Below are 18,043 nucleotides of genomic sequence, written 5' to 3' on the forward strand. Positions count from 1 at the left end.
GGTCGGCCGTTGGGGTGGGTGTGGCGCCTTAGATGCCGCCCATGCACAGGTACTTCAGTTCCAGATATTCGTCGATGCCGTAGACCGAACCTTCACGGCCCAGGCCCGATTGCTTGATGCCGCCAAACGGAGCGACCTCGTTGGAGATCAGCCCGGTGTTGATGCCAACCATGCCGTATTCGAGCTGCTCGGCCACGCGCCAGATGCGGCCGATGTCGCGGCTGAAGAAGTACGAGGCGAGGCCGAATTCCGTGTCGTTGGCCAGGCGTACGACTTCCGCTTCGTCCTGGAACTTGAAGATGGCGGAGACGGGGCCAAAGGTTTCTTCGCGCGCGATCAGCATGTCGGGCGTGGCGTCGGCCAGCACGGTGGGCTCGACAAAGCGCTGTGAGCCGAAGCCCTGCATCAGCTTGCCGCCGGCGGTCAGGCGCGCGCCCTTTTGCGTCGCGTCGTCGATGTGGCGCTGCACCTTCTCCACGGCCTGATCGTCGATCAGCGGGCCCTGCACCACGCCCGTGTCGAAGCCGTTGCCGACCTTGATGCCCTTGACCTTGGCCGAGAGTTTCTCGACAAACGCGTCGTACACCGACGCATGCACATAGAAGCGGTTCGTACACACGCAGGTCTGGCCCGCGTTGCGGTACTTCGATTGCACCGCGCCTTCCACGGCAGCATCGATGTCCGCATCGTCGAACACGATGAACGGCGCGTGGCCGCCCAGCTCCAGCGCGACCTTCTTCACCGTCGGCGAGCATTGCTGCATCAGGATGCGGCCCACCGGCGTCGAACCCGTGAATGACAGGTGCCGCACGATCGGCGATTCGCACAGCGCTTTACCGATGGCGATCGAGCGATCGGCGTCGCCCGTCACCACGTTGACTACGCCCTTGGGGATGCCCGCGCGGTGCGCCAGTTCGGCCATCGCCAGCGCGGACAGCGGCGTCTGCTCGGCTGGCTTGATGACGATCGTGCAGCCCGCGGCCAATGCCGGCGCGACTTTGCGGGTGATCATCGCCAGCGGGAAGTTCCAAGGTGTGATGGACGCACACACGCCCACCGGCTGCTTGAGCACCACCATGCGCTTGTCGCGCCAGGTGCTGGCCATGACGTCGCCCGAAACGCGCTTGGCCTCTTCGGCAAACCACTCGATGAAGGACGCGCCGTAGACGATCTCGCCCTTGGCTTCGGCTAGCGGCTTGCCTTGCTCGGCGGTCATCAGCGCGGCGAGGTCGTCGGCGTTGGCGATGAGCAGGTCGAACCAACGGCGCAGGATGATCGCCCGGTCTTTGCCGGTCAACTCGCGCCAGGCCGGCCATGCGGCGTTGGCGGCGTCGATGGCGCGCAGCGTTTCTGCGTGGCCGAGGTTGGCGACGTCAGCCAGGTGCGCGTTGGTGGCGGGGTCGTGAACGGCAAAGGTTGCGCCGTCTGTGGCGCCCACCCAGGCGCCATCCACGTAGGACTGCGTCTTGATGAGGGAGCGGTCTTTGATGCGCTCCAGTGCGTTGGCGGTGCGGGAGTCGTGTGCTTCGGCCATGGCGGTCTCCATAAAGGAAGGCGGACCGAAAGGCCCGCCTTTTAGATGCAGCAGTCGCTTAACTCACTAAGAATAACCGAACGACCGTTCGCTCGCAGACTGAGCCGCCAAGCCTGTGGCTATTGGAAGAGCGTGTCCCACATGGTATCGACCTTGGCCTTGACGGCGGCATCCATGACGATAGGCTGACCCCATTCGCGCGTGGTTTCGCCGGGCCACTTATTGGTGGCGTCGATGCCCATCTTGGAGCCCAGGCCCGACACCGGCGAGGCGAAGTCGAGGTAGTCGATCGGGGTGTTTTCAACCATCACCGTATCGCGCGCCGGGTCCACGCGGGTGGTGATCGCCCAGATCACTTCCTTCCAGTCGCGCAGGTTCACATCGTCGTCCACGACCACGATGAACTTCGTATACATGAACTGCCGCAGGAAGCTCCACACGCCAAACATCACGCGCTTGGCGTGGCCGGCGTACTGCTTCTTCATGCTGACCAGCGCCATGCGGTAGCTGCAGCCTTCGGGCGGCAGATAGAAATCCGCAATCTCCGGAAACTGCTTCTGCAGTAGCGGCACGAACACTTCGTTGAGCGCCACGCCCAGCACGGCCGGCTCATCGGGCGGCTTGCCTGTATATGTGGAGTGATAGAGCGGGTCGCGCCGCATGGTGATGCGCTCGACCGTGAAGACCGGGAACCAGTCCTGCTCGTTGTAATAGCCTGTGTGATCGCCAAACGGACCTTCGAGCGCGTGCTGATAGCCGCTCGGGTGCGTCGGGTCGGGCTGGATGTGGCCCTCGAGAACGATCTCGGCTCCCGCCGGTACCTGTAGTTGCGCCTGCGCAAGCGAGGGCGTCAGGCACGTCGCCAGTTCGGTCCTGCTGCCGCGCAGCAAGCCGGCGAACTGGTATTCAGACAGCGTATCCGGCACCGGCGTCACCGCACCGAGAATGGTGGCAGGGTCCGCTCCCAGCGCCACCGCAATAGGAAACGGCTGGCCTGGATTGGCGATGGCGTGCTCGCGGAAGTCCAGCGCGCCGCCCCGGTGTGCCAGCCAGCGCATGATGACCTGGTTGCGGCTGATCACCTGCTGGCGGTAGATGCCCAGGTTCTGCCGCTTCTTGTGTGGTCCGCGCGTGATGACCAGCCCCCACGTGACGAGCGGAGCCGCATCGCCCGGCCAGCATGTCTGCACAGGAATGCGCGAGAGATCGACATCATCGCCTTCCCACACGATCTCCTGGCATGCCGGCGACGACACCTTGCGCGGCGCCATGTCCCACACGGCCTTGGCCATCGTCCACAGCTTGCCGGCTTCACGCAGGCCGCGCGGCGGCTCGGGCTCTTTCAATGCAGAGAGCAGGCGGCCCACGTCACGCAGTTCGTCGAGCGACTCGGCACCCATGCCCAGCGCCACGCGGCGCGTTGTGCCAAACAGGTTGGCTAGCACCGGCATGTCGTACTGATGCGCGCCATCCACGGGCTGTTCGAACACGACCGCTGGGCCCTCGGCACGCAGCAGGCGGTCACAGACTTCGGTCATTTCCAGCCGCGGCGAAACCGGTTGGCGCACCCGGCGCAGCTCACCGGCGCGCTCCAGTTGGGCGAGGAAGTCACGTAAGTCCCTGTATTGCATGGATTTTTGTAACCAAAGGTAAGGGGTAAGACACCTATCGTGCACATCGCGGGACGGTCAAATGGCCGTCCCGGCACGATTTTTTTGGTGTAGGCGGGGTGGCCGCGATTGTACGGCCAAAACTTCGCGGCACCCTGATGACAGAACGCACCGCAGGTCAGCCAGTCCCAACAACGTGGGTTGAATCATAACTTTTGGATATGAAAAATACTTTCTTTATGATTGACTTGGCATAACGCGCTTCCTACAATCCAATCCGATCTGGTAATTGTTGCGTCGCAACATGTTTTCGGCTATTGCCTTCGCCCTGCTCTCATTCGTATGAGGGGCGACACCAGAGCTTCACAGCATCGCTGCGGGACGTGACCTCCCCAAGGACACGCCCCGCTTTTGTCTGGGCACACGGGGAGTGCCCCCAACAGATGCCGGCTGACTGCAACAGCGCGGCATCCTTACTAAAAACCGTTGCGATTCGAAACGCACGGCGCCATGCAAAAGAAAGGCGCCTACCGAATCAGCGCAGCGGACGGAGGTAAGTATGAACGGTTGGAAAACCCTTCATTCTTCCGGGATCGGTTCGGCGCTGCAACGCCGGCTCGTCACCCCGGTCGGCCGCCGCCTCGCGCGTGCTGGTCAAATTGCGCTGCCTCGTAAGCTGCGCATGGAATTGAACGCAGGGGGCGCAGCCGCGTCCCGCAATGCCCTGCATCCTGGTGTCCTGCTGGCATTCCGCAGCGGGCACGTCGTGCTCAACAGCATCGGCGTGCTTGCGGTGGTGGCTGCGGTCGCGCTCTCGCTCAACGGCGAGTGGCGTGCCATGGTCGCTCAACGCGTGCTGCATTTCACGCCAGGTGCGGACACCAACGTGGCTTCGGCTACGCCGCCCGCCGTCTCGGTTGGTGTTGAGCCGGTTGCATTTGCACCGACCGCACCGTCGGCCGGCATGGGCGCCGCCCAGGCTGTGGCGTCTGCTGCGCCTACCCAAGCGGGTGGCACGGTGGCAGCCGCGGGCTGGGATTCGTTGTCCAAGGTGCCTTCCGTGGCTGAACTGGCTGCGCAGATTCCGAATACGCAGGTCGTTCGCGACGCGCGTGAGTCGGCGACCGCCGGTACGCCGCGCGAGCAGGCTGCCGTGGCCGAGTACATCGCCCGCAAGTACCGCGTGGCGGCCACCGCCACCGGCCAGTTGGTGAAGGCGGCCTACCAGACTGGCAAAGAAGTTGGTATCGACCCGCTGCTGATCCTGGGCGTGATGGCCATCGAGTCCAGCTTCAACCCGTTTGCCGAGAGTGGCATGGGTGCGCAGGGCCTGATGCAGGTGATGACCAAGGTCCACCAGGACAAGTATGAGGTGATGGGTGGCGTCAACGCCGCGCTCAACCCGTACGCCAACATCAAGGTCGGTGCGCTGGTGCTAAAGGATTGCATCGCTCGCGGTGGTTCGATCGAAGGCGGCCTGAAGCTGTACGTCGGCGCTGTGACGCAAGGTGATGGCGGCTACGGTAGCAAGGTGCTGGCAGAACGTTCGCGTCTGCGCATGGTGGCGACGGGCCACAAGTCGCCGGTGACCATGGCGTCCGAGCGTGAGTCGGCCAAGCCGGTCGCGGCCGCCACGCCAGTGGCCCAGGCCGATGCGAAGACGCAGGCTGCAAAGCCGGCTGAAAAGCAACCGGTCACCGGTCAGCAGGAAGAGGCGCGTCTGGACAACAAGTTGCAGGGCCAAGCCTGATGGGCTGACGCTCCGCCCTCTATATATAGAGGGCAACAAAAAAGGCCGTCCTTCGGGGCGGCCTTTTTGTTTGGGTGACGCGAGAAACAGCCAGCTCAGCGCCCGAACAGCTTGCCAAGCCGCGTGACCGCTTCCTCAAGATGGTCCATCGCCGTGGCGTAGGACAGGCGGATGTAGTGGTGCGCCGTGTACGGCCCGAAATCCAGTCCCGGTACGAGCACCACGCCTGCATCTTGCAGCATCGATTGGGTGAGGGCGTCCGCATCCGCCGCATGCGGATGGTTCACGCCACGGCAGTCAGCGTAGACATAGAACGCGCCGTCCGGCTTGACCGGCACCTTGAAGCCCAGCGACTCCAGTGCCGGCACGATGAAATCGCGACGGCGACGGAATTCGGCCTTGCGGCTGTCGTAGATGGCCAGCGCTTCAGGTTCAAAGCATGCCAGCGCCGCGTGCTGTGCCACGGCCGACGCACAGATGAACAGGTTCTGCGCGACCTTCTCGAACTCGGGCACCAGCTCGGCGGGCGCCACCAGCCAGCCGAGTCGCCAGCCAGTCATGTTGAAATACTTCGAAAAGCTATTGATCGTGACGACATCGTCGCCGAACGACAGCGCAGAGACCGGTGCCTGGTCGTACGATAAGCCTTGGTAGATTTCGTCGACGATCGAGAAACCGCCGCGTGCTCGCACCGCCTGCACGATGCGTTGCAGCTCGTCCGGCAGGATCGATGTGCCAGTCGGGTTAGAAGGAGATGCCAGCAGCACACCCTGCGTGCGCGCTCCCCAATTGGCTTCGACCTGTTCGGTCGTCAATTGGAAGCGCTGCTCCGGTCCCGATGGAATCAGCTTTGCCACGCCATCAAAGGCTGCGACAAAGTGCCGGTTGCAGGGGTAGCTCGGGTCGGGCATCAGCACCTCGCCGCCAATTTCCACCAGCACCGCACACGCCAGCAGCAGCGCTGCCGACGCGCCGGCCGTGACGATGATGCGCTCGGGCGCAATGTCGAGGCCGTACGTGGTCTGATAGTAGCGGGCGATGGCCTCGCGCAGCGGGCGGATACCCAATGCGCCGGTGTACTGCGTCACACCGCGCCGCATGGCATCGGCGGCGGCCTGCACGATGGGTTCGGCGGCGGTGAAGTCCGGCTCGCCGATGCCCATGTGGATGATGCTGCGTCCCGCCAGCTCCAGCTCGCGGGCCTGCTTGGCCAGCTCCATCACGTGAAAGGCGCGGATATTGGCCAGCCGGGCGGCTGTCTGCAGGCGGTGGGCGTCCATCTTGAAGCGAAGAAGCTAAAGGGGTACAGCGAACAGCAAACGCGGGGCTTACCGGCGGGCAGCAACCTCAACAGCACGCACCTGGGCGGCCAGCTTGTCCAGCACGCCGTTGACGTACTTGTAGCCTTCCACACCGCCAAAGGTCTTGGTCAGTTCCACAGCCTCGTTAATCACGACCTTGTACGGAATGTCGACGCAGTGCACGAGTTCGTACGCGCCGACCAGCAGAGCAGCACGCTCAACCGGCGACAGCTCCGCAACCGGGCGGTCGAGGAACGGCGTGAAGCTTTCCGTCAGCGTGGTTTCTTCACGGATCGCACCGTGCAGCAGGGCATCGAAATGCGCACGGTCGGCCTTGTTGAAGCCTTGAGCGTCCTGCAGGTGCGCTTCGACCACACCCGGGTCGTTGCGGTTGAGCAGCCATTGGTACAGGCCCTGCAGCGCCAGCTCGCGCGCACGGCGGCGCGCGCTCTTGGCGGGGGCCTTGGTCTTGGCCTGGGAATTGTCTTGCGTCATGGGAAAAGCCTTTGCGCGAACAGCCGCGCTTATTCGTTCTCTTCGTCTTGGCCGTGATCCTGCAGACCGTCGAGGTCGCTGGTCAGATTGGCCATTTCAACGGCGGCACGGGCGCAGTCGCGGCCCTTTTCGCGGGTGCGGGCGTGGGCTTGTGCGTCGGTGTCGGTGGTCAGGATGCCGTTGGCGATGGCGATATTGAAGTCCAGGCCGACGCGCGTGATGCCCGCAGCGGATTCGTTGGACACCAGCTCGAAGTGGTACGTCTCGCCGCGGATCACGGCACCCAGTGCGATCAGTGCGTCGAACTGGCCCGATTCGGCCATCTTTTGCAGTGCCAGCGGGGCTTCCAGCGCGCCCGGCACGGTCACCAGCAGCACGTCTTCGCCGGCCACGCCGAGTTGTTCGAGTTCAGCGACGCAGGCTTCGCGCAGCGCTTCGCACACGGGTTCGTTGAAGCGTGCCTGAACGATGCCGATGCGCAGACCTTCGCCGTCGAGATTGGTCGGGTAGAAGCCGTGTTCCATGGTGTGTTCCGGTTGGGGTTGCCAGTCAGGCAACGTCAGAAATCGAGAAGAAAGCGAAAAGGAGAAAACCAGCGCGGCAGCCGGAGCTGCCGCAGAAAAGCGTCAGTGTGCGGCCGCCTTCGTTGCATCTGGCAGGGTTTCGGGCGACTCAGCCATCGACTGATAAGCCGTCACTTCCAGATCGTAGCCGGTCATGCTCGGCAGCTTGAGTGGCGAAGCCAGCACACGCATCTTGCCGACACCCACATCCTTGAGGATCTGCGCGCCAATACCGTAGATGCGCGGATCGGGTTTGCTGCGTGGGCGCTCGTGCGGGGCATCCAACGCGGTGAACTGGGTGAACAGGCGGTCCGGCGAATCGCCGCAATTGAGCAGCACGACCACGCCGGTCGGGGCGGCCTGCACGGCGCGCAAGGCGGCCGGCACGCTCCACGAGTGTGTGGTGCGCTGGCATTCGAGCAAATCCAGCACCGACAGGGGCTCGTGCACGCGCACTAGCGTCTCAGTACCCGGTGTCGGGTCGCCTTTCACCAGCGCCAAGTGGGCATGGCCGGCGGCGCGGTCGCGGAATGCGACGGCGCGGAAGGTGCCGAACTGGGTTTCCATTGCACGTTCGCCCACGCGCTCGACAATGCTTTCGGTACGGCTGCGGTATTGGATCAGGTCGGCAATCGTGCCGATCTTCAGGCCGTGCTTCTTGGCAAACTCCACCAGATCCGGCAGGCGCGCCATGGTGCCGTCGTCTTTCAGAATCTCGCAGATCACGCCGGCCGGTGTCAGGCCAGCCATGGCGGTCAGGTCGCAACCGGCTTCGGTGTGACCGGCGCGCATCAGCACGCCGCCCTTGCGGGCACGCAGCGGGAAGATGTGGCCCGGATTCACCAAGTCTGCCGGCTTGGCGTTCTTGGCTGCGGCCACCTGGATGGTGCGTGCGCGGTCGGCGGCGGAAATGCCGGTGGTCACGCCCTCGGCCGCTTCGATCGACACGGTGAAGTTCGTGCCGAACTGCGTACCGTTGCGGCTCGCCATCATCGGCAAGTCCAACTGATCACAGTGCTCTTCTGTGAGCGTCAGGCACACCAGGCCACGCGCGTGCGTGACCATGAAGTTGATGGCTTCCGGTGTGACGAAATCGGCCGCCAGAATCAGGTCGCCTTCGTTCTCACGGTCTTCCTCGTCGACCAGGATGACCATCCGGCCGGCGCGGATTTCGGCAATGATTTCTTCGACTGTGGCGATCGACATGGCGTAGCAGGGGAAGCGCGCCGCCGGTCACCCCCGTTTGGTGACCCTGCGACTGCGTAAATGGGAAGCCCGCTATTGTACGCCAAGGTGGCCGAGGCGATCCTCGGCCCTCGGGGTTCAAACGGTGGCGGGCTGGACGAGTGTGGTGTGGCTCAGCATGCGCTCCACATACCGGGCAATCAGGTCGATTTCCAGATTGACCTGGCTGCCGGCCTTCAAGTGCTTGAGCGTGGTTACGGCCACCGTGTGCGGGATCAGGTTGATCGAGAACTCGCAGCCATCGGCATCGTCGCGCACGCTGTTGACGGTGAGCGATACGCCATTGACCACCACCGAGCCCTTGTAGGCCAGATACTTGCCCAGCGCCGGCGCGGCACGTACGCGCAGCTCGTGCGATTCGTTGACGGGTGCGAAATGTGTGACGGTACCCAGACCGTCCACATGGCCCGACACGAGGTGTCCACCGATGTGGTCGGCCAGGCGCAGCGCTTTCTCCAGATTCACCTCGCCCGGGTGTTCCAGGCCGACGGTTTTCGACAGCGATTCGCGGGAGACATCCACATCGAACTGGGTGTCGGTCTTGGCCACGACCGTCATGCATGCGCCCTGGATGGCGATCGAATCGCCCAGTGCAACGTCGGCCAGCGGCAGGCCGCCCGAGTCGATGGACAGGCGTACGCCCGCATCTGCGTTGGTGCCAAGCGGCGTCACGGTTTCAATACGGCCAACTGCGGCGACGATTCCGGTAAACATAGTGATCAGTCTGTCGGGTTGCGGCGCGCCAGGATGCGGAGATCGCCCCCGATGCGCGAGATATCGTGAAAGAAGAACTCGGCCGCGCCTTCCAGCGTCTGCAGCGGCCCCATATTGAACATGCCCTGGCCCGAGCCGAGCACCTTGGGCGCCAGGTAGACGAGGATCTCATCGACCAGCCCTTCGCGCAGCAGCGAACCGTTGAGCTTGAAGCCAGCCTCGACGTGCAGCTCGTTGATTTCGCGGCGGCCCAGTTCGCGCAGCACGGCGGCTAGATCGACCTTGCCGGCGGCATTGGGCATGAGGACGACTTCCGCGCCACGTTCGGCTAGGGCGCGCATGCGGCCGGCTTCGGGTTGCGCGGCAAAGATCAGCGTCGGCTCGTGGTGGCCGTCCGCGGTGAGGATGTGCGCGTCGAGCGGTACGTCCAGCGCCGAGTCGATCAGCACGCGACGCGGCTGGCGCGGCGTGGGAATGGCGCGTACGGTCAGGCGCGGGTTGTCTTCACGCACCGTGCCGATGCCGGTGAGGATGGCGCAGGCCCGCGCGCGCCAGCGATGGCCGTCGTTACGCGCTTCGGTTTCGGTAATCCATTGGCTGATGCCATTGTCCAGCGCAGTGCGGCCATCCAGCGATGCGCCTACCTTCACACGTACCCAGGGCCTGCCGCGTGTCATGCGCGAAACAAAGCCGATGTTCAGTTCGCGTGCTTCGCGTTCCAGCAAGCCGCAGCGCACGTCGACGCCGGCATCGCGCAGTTTCTGCAGGCCGCGTCCGGAAACGGCAGGATTCGGGTCTTCCATGGCCGCCACCACGCGGGTGATGCCAGCCTCAACCAAGCGGTCTGCGCAGGGCGGCGTGCGGCCGAAGTGGCTGCACGGCTCCAGCGTCACATAGGCCGTCGCACCGCGCACGTCCTGACCGCGCGACTGGGCATCCTTGATGGCTTGGATTTCGGCATGGTCCTGGCCGGCGGGCTGCGTATAGCCTTCGCCGATGACGGTGTCGCCGTGCACGAGCACGCAGCCTACGCGTGGGTTGGGCGTGGTCGTGAAGAGTCCCTTCTCGGCCAGCGCCAGGGCGCGCTGCATCATGGCGTGGTCGAAGTCGGAGAACATGGTGTTGTGAGAGGCAGGTGGAGTTAAGGATCGCTGCCGGAGGCGGGGCAGTTGTTACGGTCCACCTCGGGGTCGCATATTCGAGCGCGGCCAACAGCGCTGATCCGGATTCGGCGTGTATGTCGACCGCAGGTGATGGTAATCGTGCCATCGAGCAGTGTGCCGTCGCTTTTGCGTGAGTATCCCACAGGTGCGTAGGACAGCGTGTCCTCGGGCAAATTGGAGCTCACTTGTACTGCGGGAAATGCCGGTACGGAGATGGACAGCAACGGCACCTGTTGCGTTGCGGTGGTTGTGTGGGGTCGCGACAAGATGACCGCCCATTGAGCGTTCGGGTTTCGCATGGGAGCTTGTGGGCTGAAGTACGTCCAGGTATGCCGATGTTGTGCTGTCACTTGCGCCAAGTTAATGGCGCTGACCACGCGCTCTGAGAAGAGCGTGACGGTTTCGCGTTCCCAGCGATCGAGGACGGGTGGAATCGCCATGACGGCCAGCGTGGCGATAATGGCAAGCACGATGACCAATTCGACTAGCGTCACGCCTGCTTGCAGGGCCGGTCGGTTGGGGTTGGTCATGGCCAACACGCCGGATTGCTGGGACGTCGTTCGCCTGTGCTGCGCAGCATGAGGTACGGACAGACCTTGTCTGTTTGTGATGGCGTCGGATATGCGTTCAGTTCTATACACTCGTTGCGCGGCAGCTCTCCGTTCAAGCTTTGGCAAGGTCCTACAGTGACGAAGTATCCATCCGCCTCGGTCTTGGGATCTTCGCCCTCGTAAGTTCCCGTGCGCGCGTGCCGGAGCTCCAACTGCGATAGGGTCGCGACCAACGCGGCGCCTGCAGCAGCGCGACGTGTGCGCTGCATGTAAGCGGGCCAGCTTGAGGTGGCGACAAAGGCCAGTACGCCCGTGATGACGAGCACGGCCATCAGTTCCACCAGGGTGAACCCGCGTGGCCGATGCATCAGCGCGCACCTTCTTCAGTCATTTCGCGCCAGCTCAATCGACCGAGCTGGCGCGTATAGATGCGCGATTCCAGTTGACGAATGCGTTCGCCAGCGAGCTGCCACAGGCCGGTTTGCGTTGCTTGCGTAACGGAGCCGCCGGGTGTCGGGGCAGGAGCCGCTGTCTGCGTGGTAATCATTGGTGTACCAATCAGTACGTGCCCGGTTCGGCGCTCTTTGTTGGTCGGTAGGCCAGTGTGAGCATCGAGCAAGTAGGCGCGTTGGCGGCGGTCGGCGTCGCGTGTTGTGAGCAGCAGGCTATTTGCGCCGGCTGTAGTGAGGTCATCGGGCAGTTGGCCTGCGGGCAGGTCGATGTGCCATCCGTTGGCGATGGCGCCGCCTTCGAAGCGGATGATCGAGCCATCGCCGTCGTCCGTGACACTGAGGTCAGCCAGGTTGTCACGCAACAGGCCGCGTGCGCCGGTGTCTGCAACGCCATACAGGGTCGTATTGCCGCTGGCCTCGTCGACAGCGACGAAGACGAGCATCTGACCGCCGGCCGTGGCTGCCAGCAAGATGGGGCTGACGATGCGTTGAGCTCTCCCCGTACGTGACTTCGCCTTGAAGAAGGGCGTGCTGCGCTGTGCATCGTTCGTACCCAATGCATTCGGCCAGGGCGGTGCATCGCGTAAGTCGAAGCGCCAGATCTGCCCACGGTTGTCTGGCGCATAGGCCAACGTGGCGGTGCCCCGCGGCCCCAGCGCCACAGCAGGTGCCCCCAGGCCACCGCGGCGGTCTGCGCCAGATGGCACCGTGATTGCATGTGCCGTATTCGATTGCCATGGCGACGTGCGCGGCTGATCCAGCGCCAGCAACAGCAGACGATTTCCTACGTCCGCGCGTCCTGTTCCGTTGCCGCTGATCGCGAACCAGCGCGGGCCTCCGCTACCACCATTGGCGAGCGACACAATGGGGATCGGGCCTTCCACCTGACCGACAGTGGCGTCGTCGCTGGCGTCGTAGGCGAGCATCGGCGGAGGCGTTGCTGACTCCGGATTGGTCACGTCGACCAGAAACAAGCCGGAGCCCATGGTGCCGTTGGCGCATGAGAGGATCGAATGCCATTGCGTGCCAATCAACGCGTCGGTGGCAAAGGGGCGGGCACAGAGAGGGCGAGGTACCGGCTGTGCGGGTGAAGCGTTGCGCGCCGCAGTCGGAAGGACGGCGTCGGGCATGATCGCGAAGCGCTCGATACCCGTGAGCGCATCGAAGCCGTGCAGCATGCCATCGTTGGCACCGATATAGACCATCCACGGCCGCCGCGCATGGCTCTGACGGAAGCTGGTATGGCTCGCTTCCAGCACGAAGCCCGGCGGCCCCAGTAACTTTACGTGTGCACCGCGCATGGCGCCCAAGATGGACTTGCGCGACCTGAAGCCAGAACCATCGCGCTCGGGCATACGCAGGCCCCGCAAGTAGTCGATGCGCATTGCTCCGAGTTTGTCGTCGCCATCGAGTTGCGCTTGTTGTGTGGGCGAAAGATTGAGCCAATGCAGCCCCACCGGGGTACGGCTGCCCGTGTCGTCGCGATGGAACGTCCACAACTGACGCTCGGTGGGTGGTCTCTCGTCGAGTGCACTCGCGGCTTCCCAGAGGTCCTGCGGTGTTGGTGCGTCGAGCGCGCCAAGCGGCGGCAGAAATTGGAGGGCGCGCAACCGGCCGCTCCAAGCGTCATCGCCGCGTACGGCGACGATGTGCGAGGGCAAGTTTCCGGCGGGCGAGTCGCTGCCGTTTGCTGCGGTCAAACTGGCTAGCGCGACCACGAGCGTTGCGCAGAGGTGTCGTGCCTTCATGGTTCGTCCGCTTGTGGCCGGTAGACGGACTGCAACATCACGGTGACTTTTTCGGTCAGGCCAAAACCTACGGCCGTGATACGAAAGAGCGACGGAGCCCGCGCTGTGCCCGCCTGCGCCCATTCGCCGGGTAGTGCGTCAGGGATCGGCTCGATGACGTAGCGTGCTGGTTGAGCGGGCTCCCTCCAAGTCTCAGCCAGGGCTGCGGGAACTGCTCTGGCCTTGTCTGCCGTAGTCAACAGATCGGAAAGCCCTTGAGCGGTTTGCCCCGTCAGTGGCGAGCACAATGCGTCTCCGCATTGGCCCGGACGGAAGCCCGCCAACGTTATGGGGTTCAGTGCAGCCGCGCGGGCCGCATCCCGCACGCCAGCGCAGCCTCTGCGCGGTGGTGTGCCAGTGGCGATCGCAATCTCACACTCAGCTGCGTCCAACGCACGTTCGGCTTCGCTCAGCGCGAGAGCGCGATCCGCAGACAGCGCCGCGCGTCGGCTGTGGTCCTGCACCAGCGGCCACGCGGCCATCGTCACCAAGCCGATCATGGCCAGCGCGCCAGTCACCACGATGATGGAGAAGCCACGCGCTTGGGCTTGCGTGATCAACATGCGTCTGCCTCGCAGATCAAGGGGTTGCGAACGGCAAAGGTGGCGGTGAAGACGGCGTGATTGCGGCGCGGATCTTGAGGTTGGTACTCCAGATCTTCTGTTCTAGCCTTTGGTAGCGGGCCAAGTTCTGTGCGTGAGAACAGCATGACCTTGTCCGAGATGGGGGGCAGGGTCCTGTATCGGTCACCACGTACCACGATTGCAACGTGGACTTGCTGTACGCGACGCCAGTCTTGCTTGCCGATCTCGCGTGCAGGTACGGTTTCGGCCGCAGACGTCGAGCTGGGGGCAAGTGTATAGAGCAGTTGCAGCGTTTCGACACCACGGACCAAACTTTGGCTGTCATCCGCGCTGTTGGGATCGGTGCGGCTGAGGGATCTGCACCTGAGTTCTAGCTCCCTGTCCGTGGTGTTCGCGCCGGAAAACAACAAGATGTAGCCCCCGCGAGGGTCTTTGCTGTCGGCGCGCTCAGGCACGCCGAGGCCGCGGCAGTCCAGTGTAGCGCCGTCGCCGTTGGAACCGCGCCCGGCGAAGCGGACCAAAAGGGCGTCGCTGCGCCTCACGTTGCCGCCTCCGCAGTTGAATTGCGGCACGAGTTGCGGCGGTGTGTCGAGGCGGCCGCAGTTGTCGCTGCCCTCAAGTGATGGCGGCGCGTCCTTGTCCGTATCCGGCCAGCGACGCACCGGAGAGGCCGCTGGCGTATCCGTGATCCACCCTGCTTGGCGCACGGCGTGGCCAATCAGTTCGAGCGCTTGCATGGCACGGTCTTCGATGAGTGCTTCATCGGCCAGACGTTGGTAGCGTGCTCGTGCGATCAGCATCATTTGCAGCGCGATTCCCAGCACCATCAAGGCGATGACCATGCCGACCAGTAACTCGATCAGTGAGACGCCGCGCGCGGGTCGGATGAGCGCATGCCGCATATCAGCGGTTCATTTCAGTGGTGTCCAGTCGCGCCCGCGCGCCCTGGTCTAGCCGAGTTGCCTCATGATTGGCCGCTTCCAGAAAGTCAAACGCGCGGAACATGGCGGCCGCACCTAGCGAGAGGATGGCCAGGGCGATGAGGGACTCGATCAGGATGGCGCCGCGTTGGTACGGGCGATGGGGGCGGGAGGTCATGGGGCGGCCGGTGCTTAGCAAAACCGCCTCAAGTTAGTGTGAATTTGGCCGTATAAGTGTCATATCTGGTCAATACCCTCTCTGGTCGTCAAGCTTAGAGCGACACCCTGACTGAGTTTCGCTAAAGATCGTTGGTTTTTTGTCAAAACCGACCTTGCTTAGCCTTGCTGTTGAAGGAGGGGGTTGTTGACACTTTTTGACTAATTCCCCACTATTTCGGGGGGTGCGTCTGCCTACGCTTTTTTGCCGGCAGATCGTCGCGTTCAACGGGGGTTGAGTGCGACGCAACAGAAGAACTCGGGAAGTTCAGAAATCAGCAGCGCGAGCGATAACGATATCGCCGTGACTGCCGCAAAACAAAATGTCGGGGGTAAATATGCACAACGGGACTTCGCCTATTGGGCGATGCTGGCATACGGTCAGGCAACGGCATTCCGGCTGAGGGCTGAGATGCGCGCATTGGTTCGCGATTCTCTCCCTGCCCTTTGGTTTCGCAAAATCACACAGGACAGCTCGAGTCCGGCGGCACGGCGCGCGCGTTGCGCCGTCCCGTATGGGGCGTGCGGCCCATTGGGTAATCGTGCCAAGGCACTTCCGGCAACTCGAGGCTTCACGCTGATCGAGCTTTTGGCGGTAGTGACCATTCTCGCCATTTTGTTGGCAGTTGCGATTCCGTCGTTCGCACCGATGCTGAGCAGCAACCGGCTTTTTGCCGTCCAGACCGAGGTGATGTCCTCGCTCGCCTTGGCGCGAAGCGAGGCTGCCAAACGTGGCATGCCGGTGAGCGTGGTTTCGTCGACCACGCCTGGCGTAGTCGGCAACGAATGGGGCGCGGGCTGGTCCGTTTGGGTTGATTCAAATGCGAATGGCGTCGTTGATAGCGGAGAGGTTTTGCGCGCCCACGAAGCCCTGTCATCCGGATTGAAGCTGAGTGTGCCAAATAGTGGCGTCATCAAGTTTGATTCCCATGGCTATCTGTCGCCGGCCCTGCTGCGTCAGTTGAAAGTGTGTTCCGCCACCAGCGGCACGTCGGGATATCAGATCACGATTCAACCGAACGGGCTGGTCGATTCCGCCAGTGCAACGTGCCCATGAATGCCAGCCTATTGAAATCGACTTCGCGAGGTTATGCGTTGCTGGAGGCGCTGATTGCGCTTCTGGTTATTTCCGTCGGCCTGATTGGGTTTTCACGTCTGCAGTTGGTTGGGATGTCGAGTTCCAACATCTCCACGCAACGAAGCAAAGCCGTCTACTTGGCGTACGAGATCAGCGACAGAATACGCGCCAACCTTTCGGGCTATTCCGCGGGGGCCTACAGCAACCTGTCGGGTACTGCCAGCAACCCCGGTTGCGTGTCGGCGTCGACGGGTTGCTCAGCGGCGCAGATTGCCCAGAACGACTACTACGAGTGGTCGAACGAACTTGCCACGCAGCTTCCGCAGGGCGCAGGTGTGGTTTGCCTGACCAGCACGATATCTTCGACCGCAACGCCTGCCGCACCTGGTTGTGACGGTGGTGGGAGTGTTTACGCCGTCATGGTCTGGTGGACGGAAAACGGTCAACAACAGATGCTCTCCCAACGCTTCAAGCCATGATGAACCGTCGACAAACCGGTATCTCGCTAGTTGAACTCATGGTCGGATTGACTCTGGGCATGCTGCTCGTTGGCGTTGCCGTTTCAATTTATCTATCTGGTCGTCAAACATCGCGCGTGGTCGATACGGTGGGTCGCTTGGAGGAAAGTGCTCGCTTTGCGGTTGAAACGATTGAGCAGGACATCCGCATGACCGGCTTCCGTGGTTGTAACGGTGTGGCGAATTCGCCGCTCAATACGCTGAATTCTTCGGGTTCTTTCAACAATCGATTCGACCAGACACTCTTTGGCTACCACGGCAGCGGGACGACATGGTCGCCCGCACTGGACACGAGTATTAGTAGCCTAGCGCAGCCACCGATTGCCGGGACGGACGTCATTGCCATCAAGCGCCCCTATGACAATGGGGCCGCGCTGACTGCGCAGATGGCGGGGACGACGGGGGCTGTGACGGTGGATGCCAGTGCGCCGTTTGCCCAGGGCGACTACGTGCTGGTTTCCGACTGCGAGGCGCAAGCGGTGTTTCAGGCGACGCAAGTCACCACCACGCCAACTGCGGGGACACTTTCCCACGCCGCTGCCACCGTGCCGACGCCAGGCAATGCCAGCGCTGATCTCACGCATGTGTTCAACACGGATGCCTCGGCCTACCGTGTCGTGACCAAAACTTACTACGTTGCCCAGAGCGCCAGAAATCGCGCGGTGAAGTCTCTATGGTCTTACAGCGTGCCCGACTACACGGGCGCTGGCCAGCCTCAGGAGATGGTCGAGGGTGTCGATAACCTGGTGCTTCTCTTTGGGGAAGACACTGACAGCGACCAGGCTGCGAACCGCTACGTCACCGCCGACAACGTTGGTAACTGGAACAACGTCGTCAGCGTGCGAGTGCAACTCTTGATGGCGTCGGTTCAGAACGGCGTATCGCCTATTGCGCAGACCTACAACTTTAATGGTGCCTCGGCGACATCTGCCGACAGACGCATACGCTCGGTCTTCACGAGCGTCATTACGCTGCGCAACCGGGTGATGTGATGCTAGTGAACTTGATTTGGCGACGTAGTGCACAAAGAGGCGTTGCCTTGCCTGTTGCGTTGGTGTTCTTGGTGCTCCTTACGCTTCTGGGGTTGGCGCTCGTCAATGGCTCTGTGATGCAGGAAATGATGTTCGGCAACAGCAAGGACACCAAGCTAGCGTTTCAAGCAGCGGAAACGGCCCTTCGCGATGCTGAATTGGACGTTGCCCAGAACATCACGGCGACAACGGCGTTTGTACAGGGGTGCACGAGTGGCTTGTGCACGCCGCCATCATCCTGGTCGACGCCAAAGTCGGCGTCGATCTCTACGCTGATTGATTGGACGAACAGCGCGAACACGCGTACCTACGGTGCTTATACGGGAGCAGTTGCGTTGCCCAATGTTGCTTCCCAGCCGCTGTACGTCATTGAAAAGCTCTCCGGACTGTCCGTGCCGGCAGGCGAGAGTATTGGGATTGGTGTGAAGCCGCCAGCAGGAGGGACGGCTTACCGGATCACGGTCTACTCGACCGGCGCACGCCCCGAAACCCACGTTGTTCTCGAATCCATTTACGTGAAGCGCTGAGGCC

General features: G+C 62.8%; 18 protein-coding genes. 5 read left to right on the top strand and 13 right to left on the bottom strand.

Features of this window, described 5'->3' with window-relative positions:
* Positions 1-28: 28 nt before the first annotated feature.
* Both V6657_RS03660 and ubiD read right to left on the bottom strand, forming a co-directional pair.
* Entirely contained in the window at positions 29-1,534 is a 1,506-nt protein-coding gene (locus tag V6657_RS03660) for an NAD-dependent succinate-semialdehyde dehydrogenase (RefSeq protein WP_048935094.1), read from the bottom strand.
* 119 nt (positions 1,535-1,653) lie between these two features.
* Complete coding sequence (gene ubiD / locus V6657_RS03665; protein WP_048935093.1) at positions 1,654-3,165, bottom strand: 4-hydroxy-3-polyprenylbenzoate decarboxylase; 1,512 nt, start codon at positions 3,163-3,165, stop codon at positions 1,654-1,656.
* A gap of 538 nt (positions 3,166-3,703) precedes the next feature.
* Here ubiD and V6657_RS03670 point away from each other — a divergent pair.
* On the top strand, positions 3,704-4,894 hold the full coding sequence (locus V6657_RS03670) for a lytic transglycosylase domain-containing protein (RefSeq protein WP_048935092.1): 1,191 nt from the start codon (positions 3,704-3,706) through the stop codon (positions 4,892-4,894).
* Between the two features lie 95 nt (positions 4,895-4,989).
* Here V6657_RS03670 and V6657_RS03675 read toward each other — a convergent pair whose 3' ends face one another.
* From V6657_RS03675 to V6657_RS03725, 11 genes are all read right to left on the bottom strand, one after another.
* Entirely contained in the window at positions 4,990-6,174 is a 1,185-nt protein-coding gene (locus V6657_RS03675) for a pyridoxal phosphate-dependent aminotransferase (protein ID WP_048935091.1), read from the bottom strand.
* Between the two features lie 48 nt (positions 6,175-6,222).
* The gene (nusB, locus tag V6657_RS03680) at positions 6,223-6,690 is read right to left on the bottom strand and encodes a transcription antitermination factor NusB (RefSeq protein ID WP_039597640.1); all 468 of its coding nucleotides are present in this window, start codon (positions 6,688-6,690) and stop codon (positions 6,223-6,225) included.
* A gap of 29 nt (positions 6,691-6,719) precedes the next feature.
* Complete coding sequence (gene ribH, locus V6657_RS03685; protein WP_021195252.1) at positions 6,720-7,214, bottom strand: 6,7-dimethyl-8-ribityllumazine synthase; 495 nt, start codon at positions 7,212-7,214, stop codon at positions 6,720-6,722.
* 102 nt (positions 7,215-7,316) lie between these two features.
* A complete protein-coding gene (gene ribBA, locus V6657_RS03690; protein WP_048935090.1) occupies positions 7,317-8,459 on the bottom strand; it encodes a bifunctional 3,4-dihydroxy-2-butanone-4-phosphate synthase/GTP cyclohydrolase II in 1,143 nt (380 codons plus the stop codon).
* A gap of 117 nt (positions 8,460-8,576) precedes the next feature.
* Positions 8,577-9,212, bottom strand: a complete 636-nt coding sequence (locus V6657_RS03695) for a riboflavin synthase (RefSeq protein ID WP_048935089.1) — start codon at positions 9,210-9,212, stop codon at positions 8,577-8,579.
* Positions 9,213-9,217: 5 nt separating this feature from the next.
* On the bottom strand, positions 9,218-10,330 hold the full coding sequence (gene ribD, locus V6657_RS03700; RefSeq protein WP_048935088.1) for a bifunctional diaminohydroxyphosphoribosylaminopyrimidine deaminase/5-amino-6-(5-phosphoribosylamino)uracil reductase RibD: 1,113 nt from the start codon (positions 10,328-10,330) through the stop codon (positions 9,218-9,220).
* Between the two features lie 23 nt (positions 10,331-10,353).
* Positions 10,354-10,905, bottom strand: coding sequence for a GspH/FimT family pseudopilin (locus V6657_RS03705; protein ID WP_048935087.1), 552 nt, complete (start codon positions 10,903-10,905; stop codon positions 10,354-10,356).
* Positions 10,906-11,293: 388 nt separating this feature from the next.
* Positions 11,294-13,126: a PilC/PilY family type IV pilus protein gene (locus V6657_RS03710; RefSeq protein ID WP_053166411.1), complete on the bottom strand. Its 1,833-nt coding sequence runs from the start codon at positions 13,124-13,126 to the stop codon at positions 11,294-11,296.
* On the bottom strand, positions 13,123-13,728 hold the full coding sequence (locus V6657_RS03715; protein WP_048935085.1) for a hypothetical protein: 606 nt from the start codon (positions 13,726-13,728) through the stop codon (positions 13,123-13,125). Before V6657_RS03715 ends, V6657_RS03710 begins: the two co-directional genes overlap by 4 nt.
* Complete coding sequence (locus V6657_RS03720) at positions 13,722-14,651, bottom strand: PilW family protein (protein WP_048935084.1); 930 nt, start codon at positions 14,649-14,651, stop codon at positions 13,722-13,724. Before V6657_RS03720 ends, V6657_RS03715 begins: the two co-directional genes overlap by 7 nt.
* A gap of 1 nt (position 14,652) precedes the next feature.
* Positions 14,653-14,847 (bottom strand): prepilin-type N-terminal cleavage/methylation domain-containing protein, encoded by a 195-nt coding sequence (locus V6657_RS03725; protein WP_048935083.1) that lies wholly within the window; start codon positions 14,845-14,847, stop codon positions 14,653-14,655.
* A 273-nt stretch (positions 14,848-15,120) separates the two neighbouring features.
* Here V6657_RS03725 and V6657_RS03730 point away from each other — a divergent pair, with 273 nt between their 5' ends.
* From V6657_RS03730 to V6657_RS03745, 4 genes are read left to right on the top strand one after another with little or no spacing between them, the layout of a single operon-like run.
* On the top strand, positions 15,121-15,942 hold the full coding sequence (locus V6657_RS03730; protein WP_338754966.1) for a GspH/FimT family pseudopilin: 822 nt from the start codon (positions 15,121-15,123) through the stop codon (positions 15,940-15,942).
* The gene (pilV, locus tag V6657_RS03735; RefSeq protein WP_021195242.1) at positions 15,939-16,442 is read left to right on the top strand and encodes a type IV pilus modification protein PilV; all 504 of its coding nucleotides are present in this window, start codon (positions 15,939-15,941) and stop codon (positions 16,440-16,442) included. Before V6657_RS03730 ends, pilV begins: the two co-directional genes overlap by 4 nt.
* Entirely contained in the window at positions 16,439-17,473 is a 1,035-nt protein-coding gene (locus tag V6657_RS03740) for a PilW family protein (RefSeq protein ID WP_048935082.1), read from the top strand. The genes pilV and V6657_RS03740 overlap by 4 nt, the downstream gene beginning before the upstream one ends.
* 47 nt (positions 17,474-17,520) lie before the next feature.
* On the top strand, positions 17,521-18,039 hold the full coding sequence (locus V6657_RS03745) for a pilus assembly protein (RefSeq protein ID WP_248694807.1): 519 nt from the start codon (positions 17,521-17,523) through the stop codon (positions 18,037-18,039).
* The last annotated feature ends 4 nt before the right edge of the window (positions 18,040-18,043 follow it).

Origin of the sequence: Ralstonia sp. RRA, from assembly GCF_037023145.1 — a bacterium.
Lineage (GTDB): Bacteria > Pseudomonadota > Gammaproteobacteria > Burkholderiales > Burkholderiaceae > Ralstonia.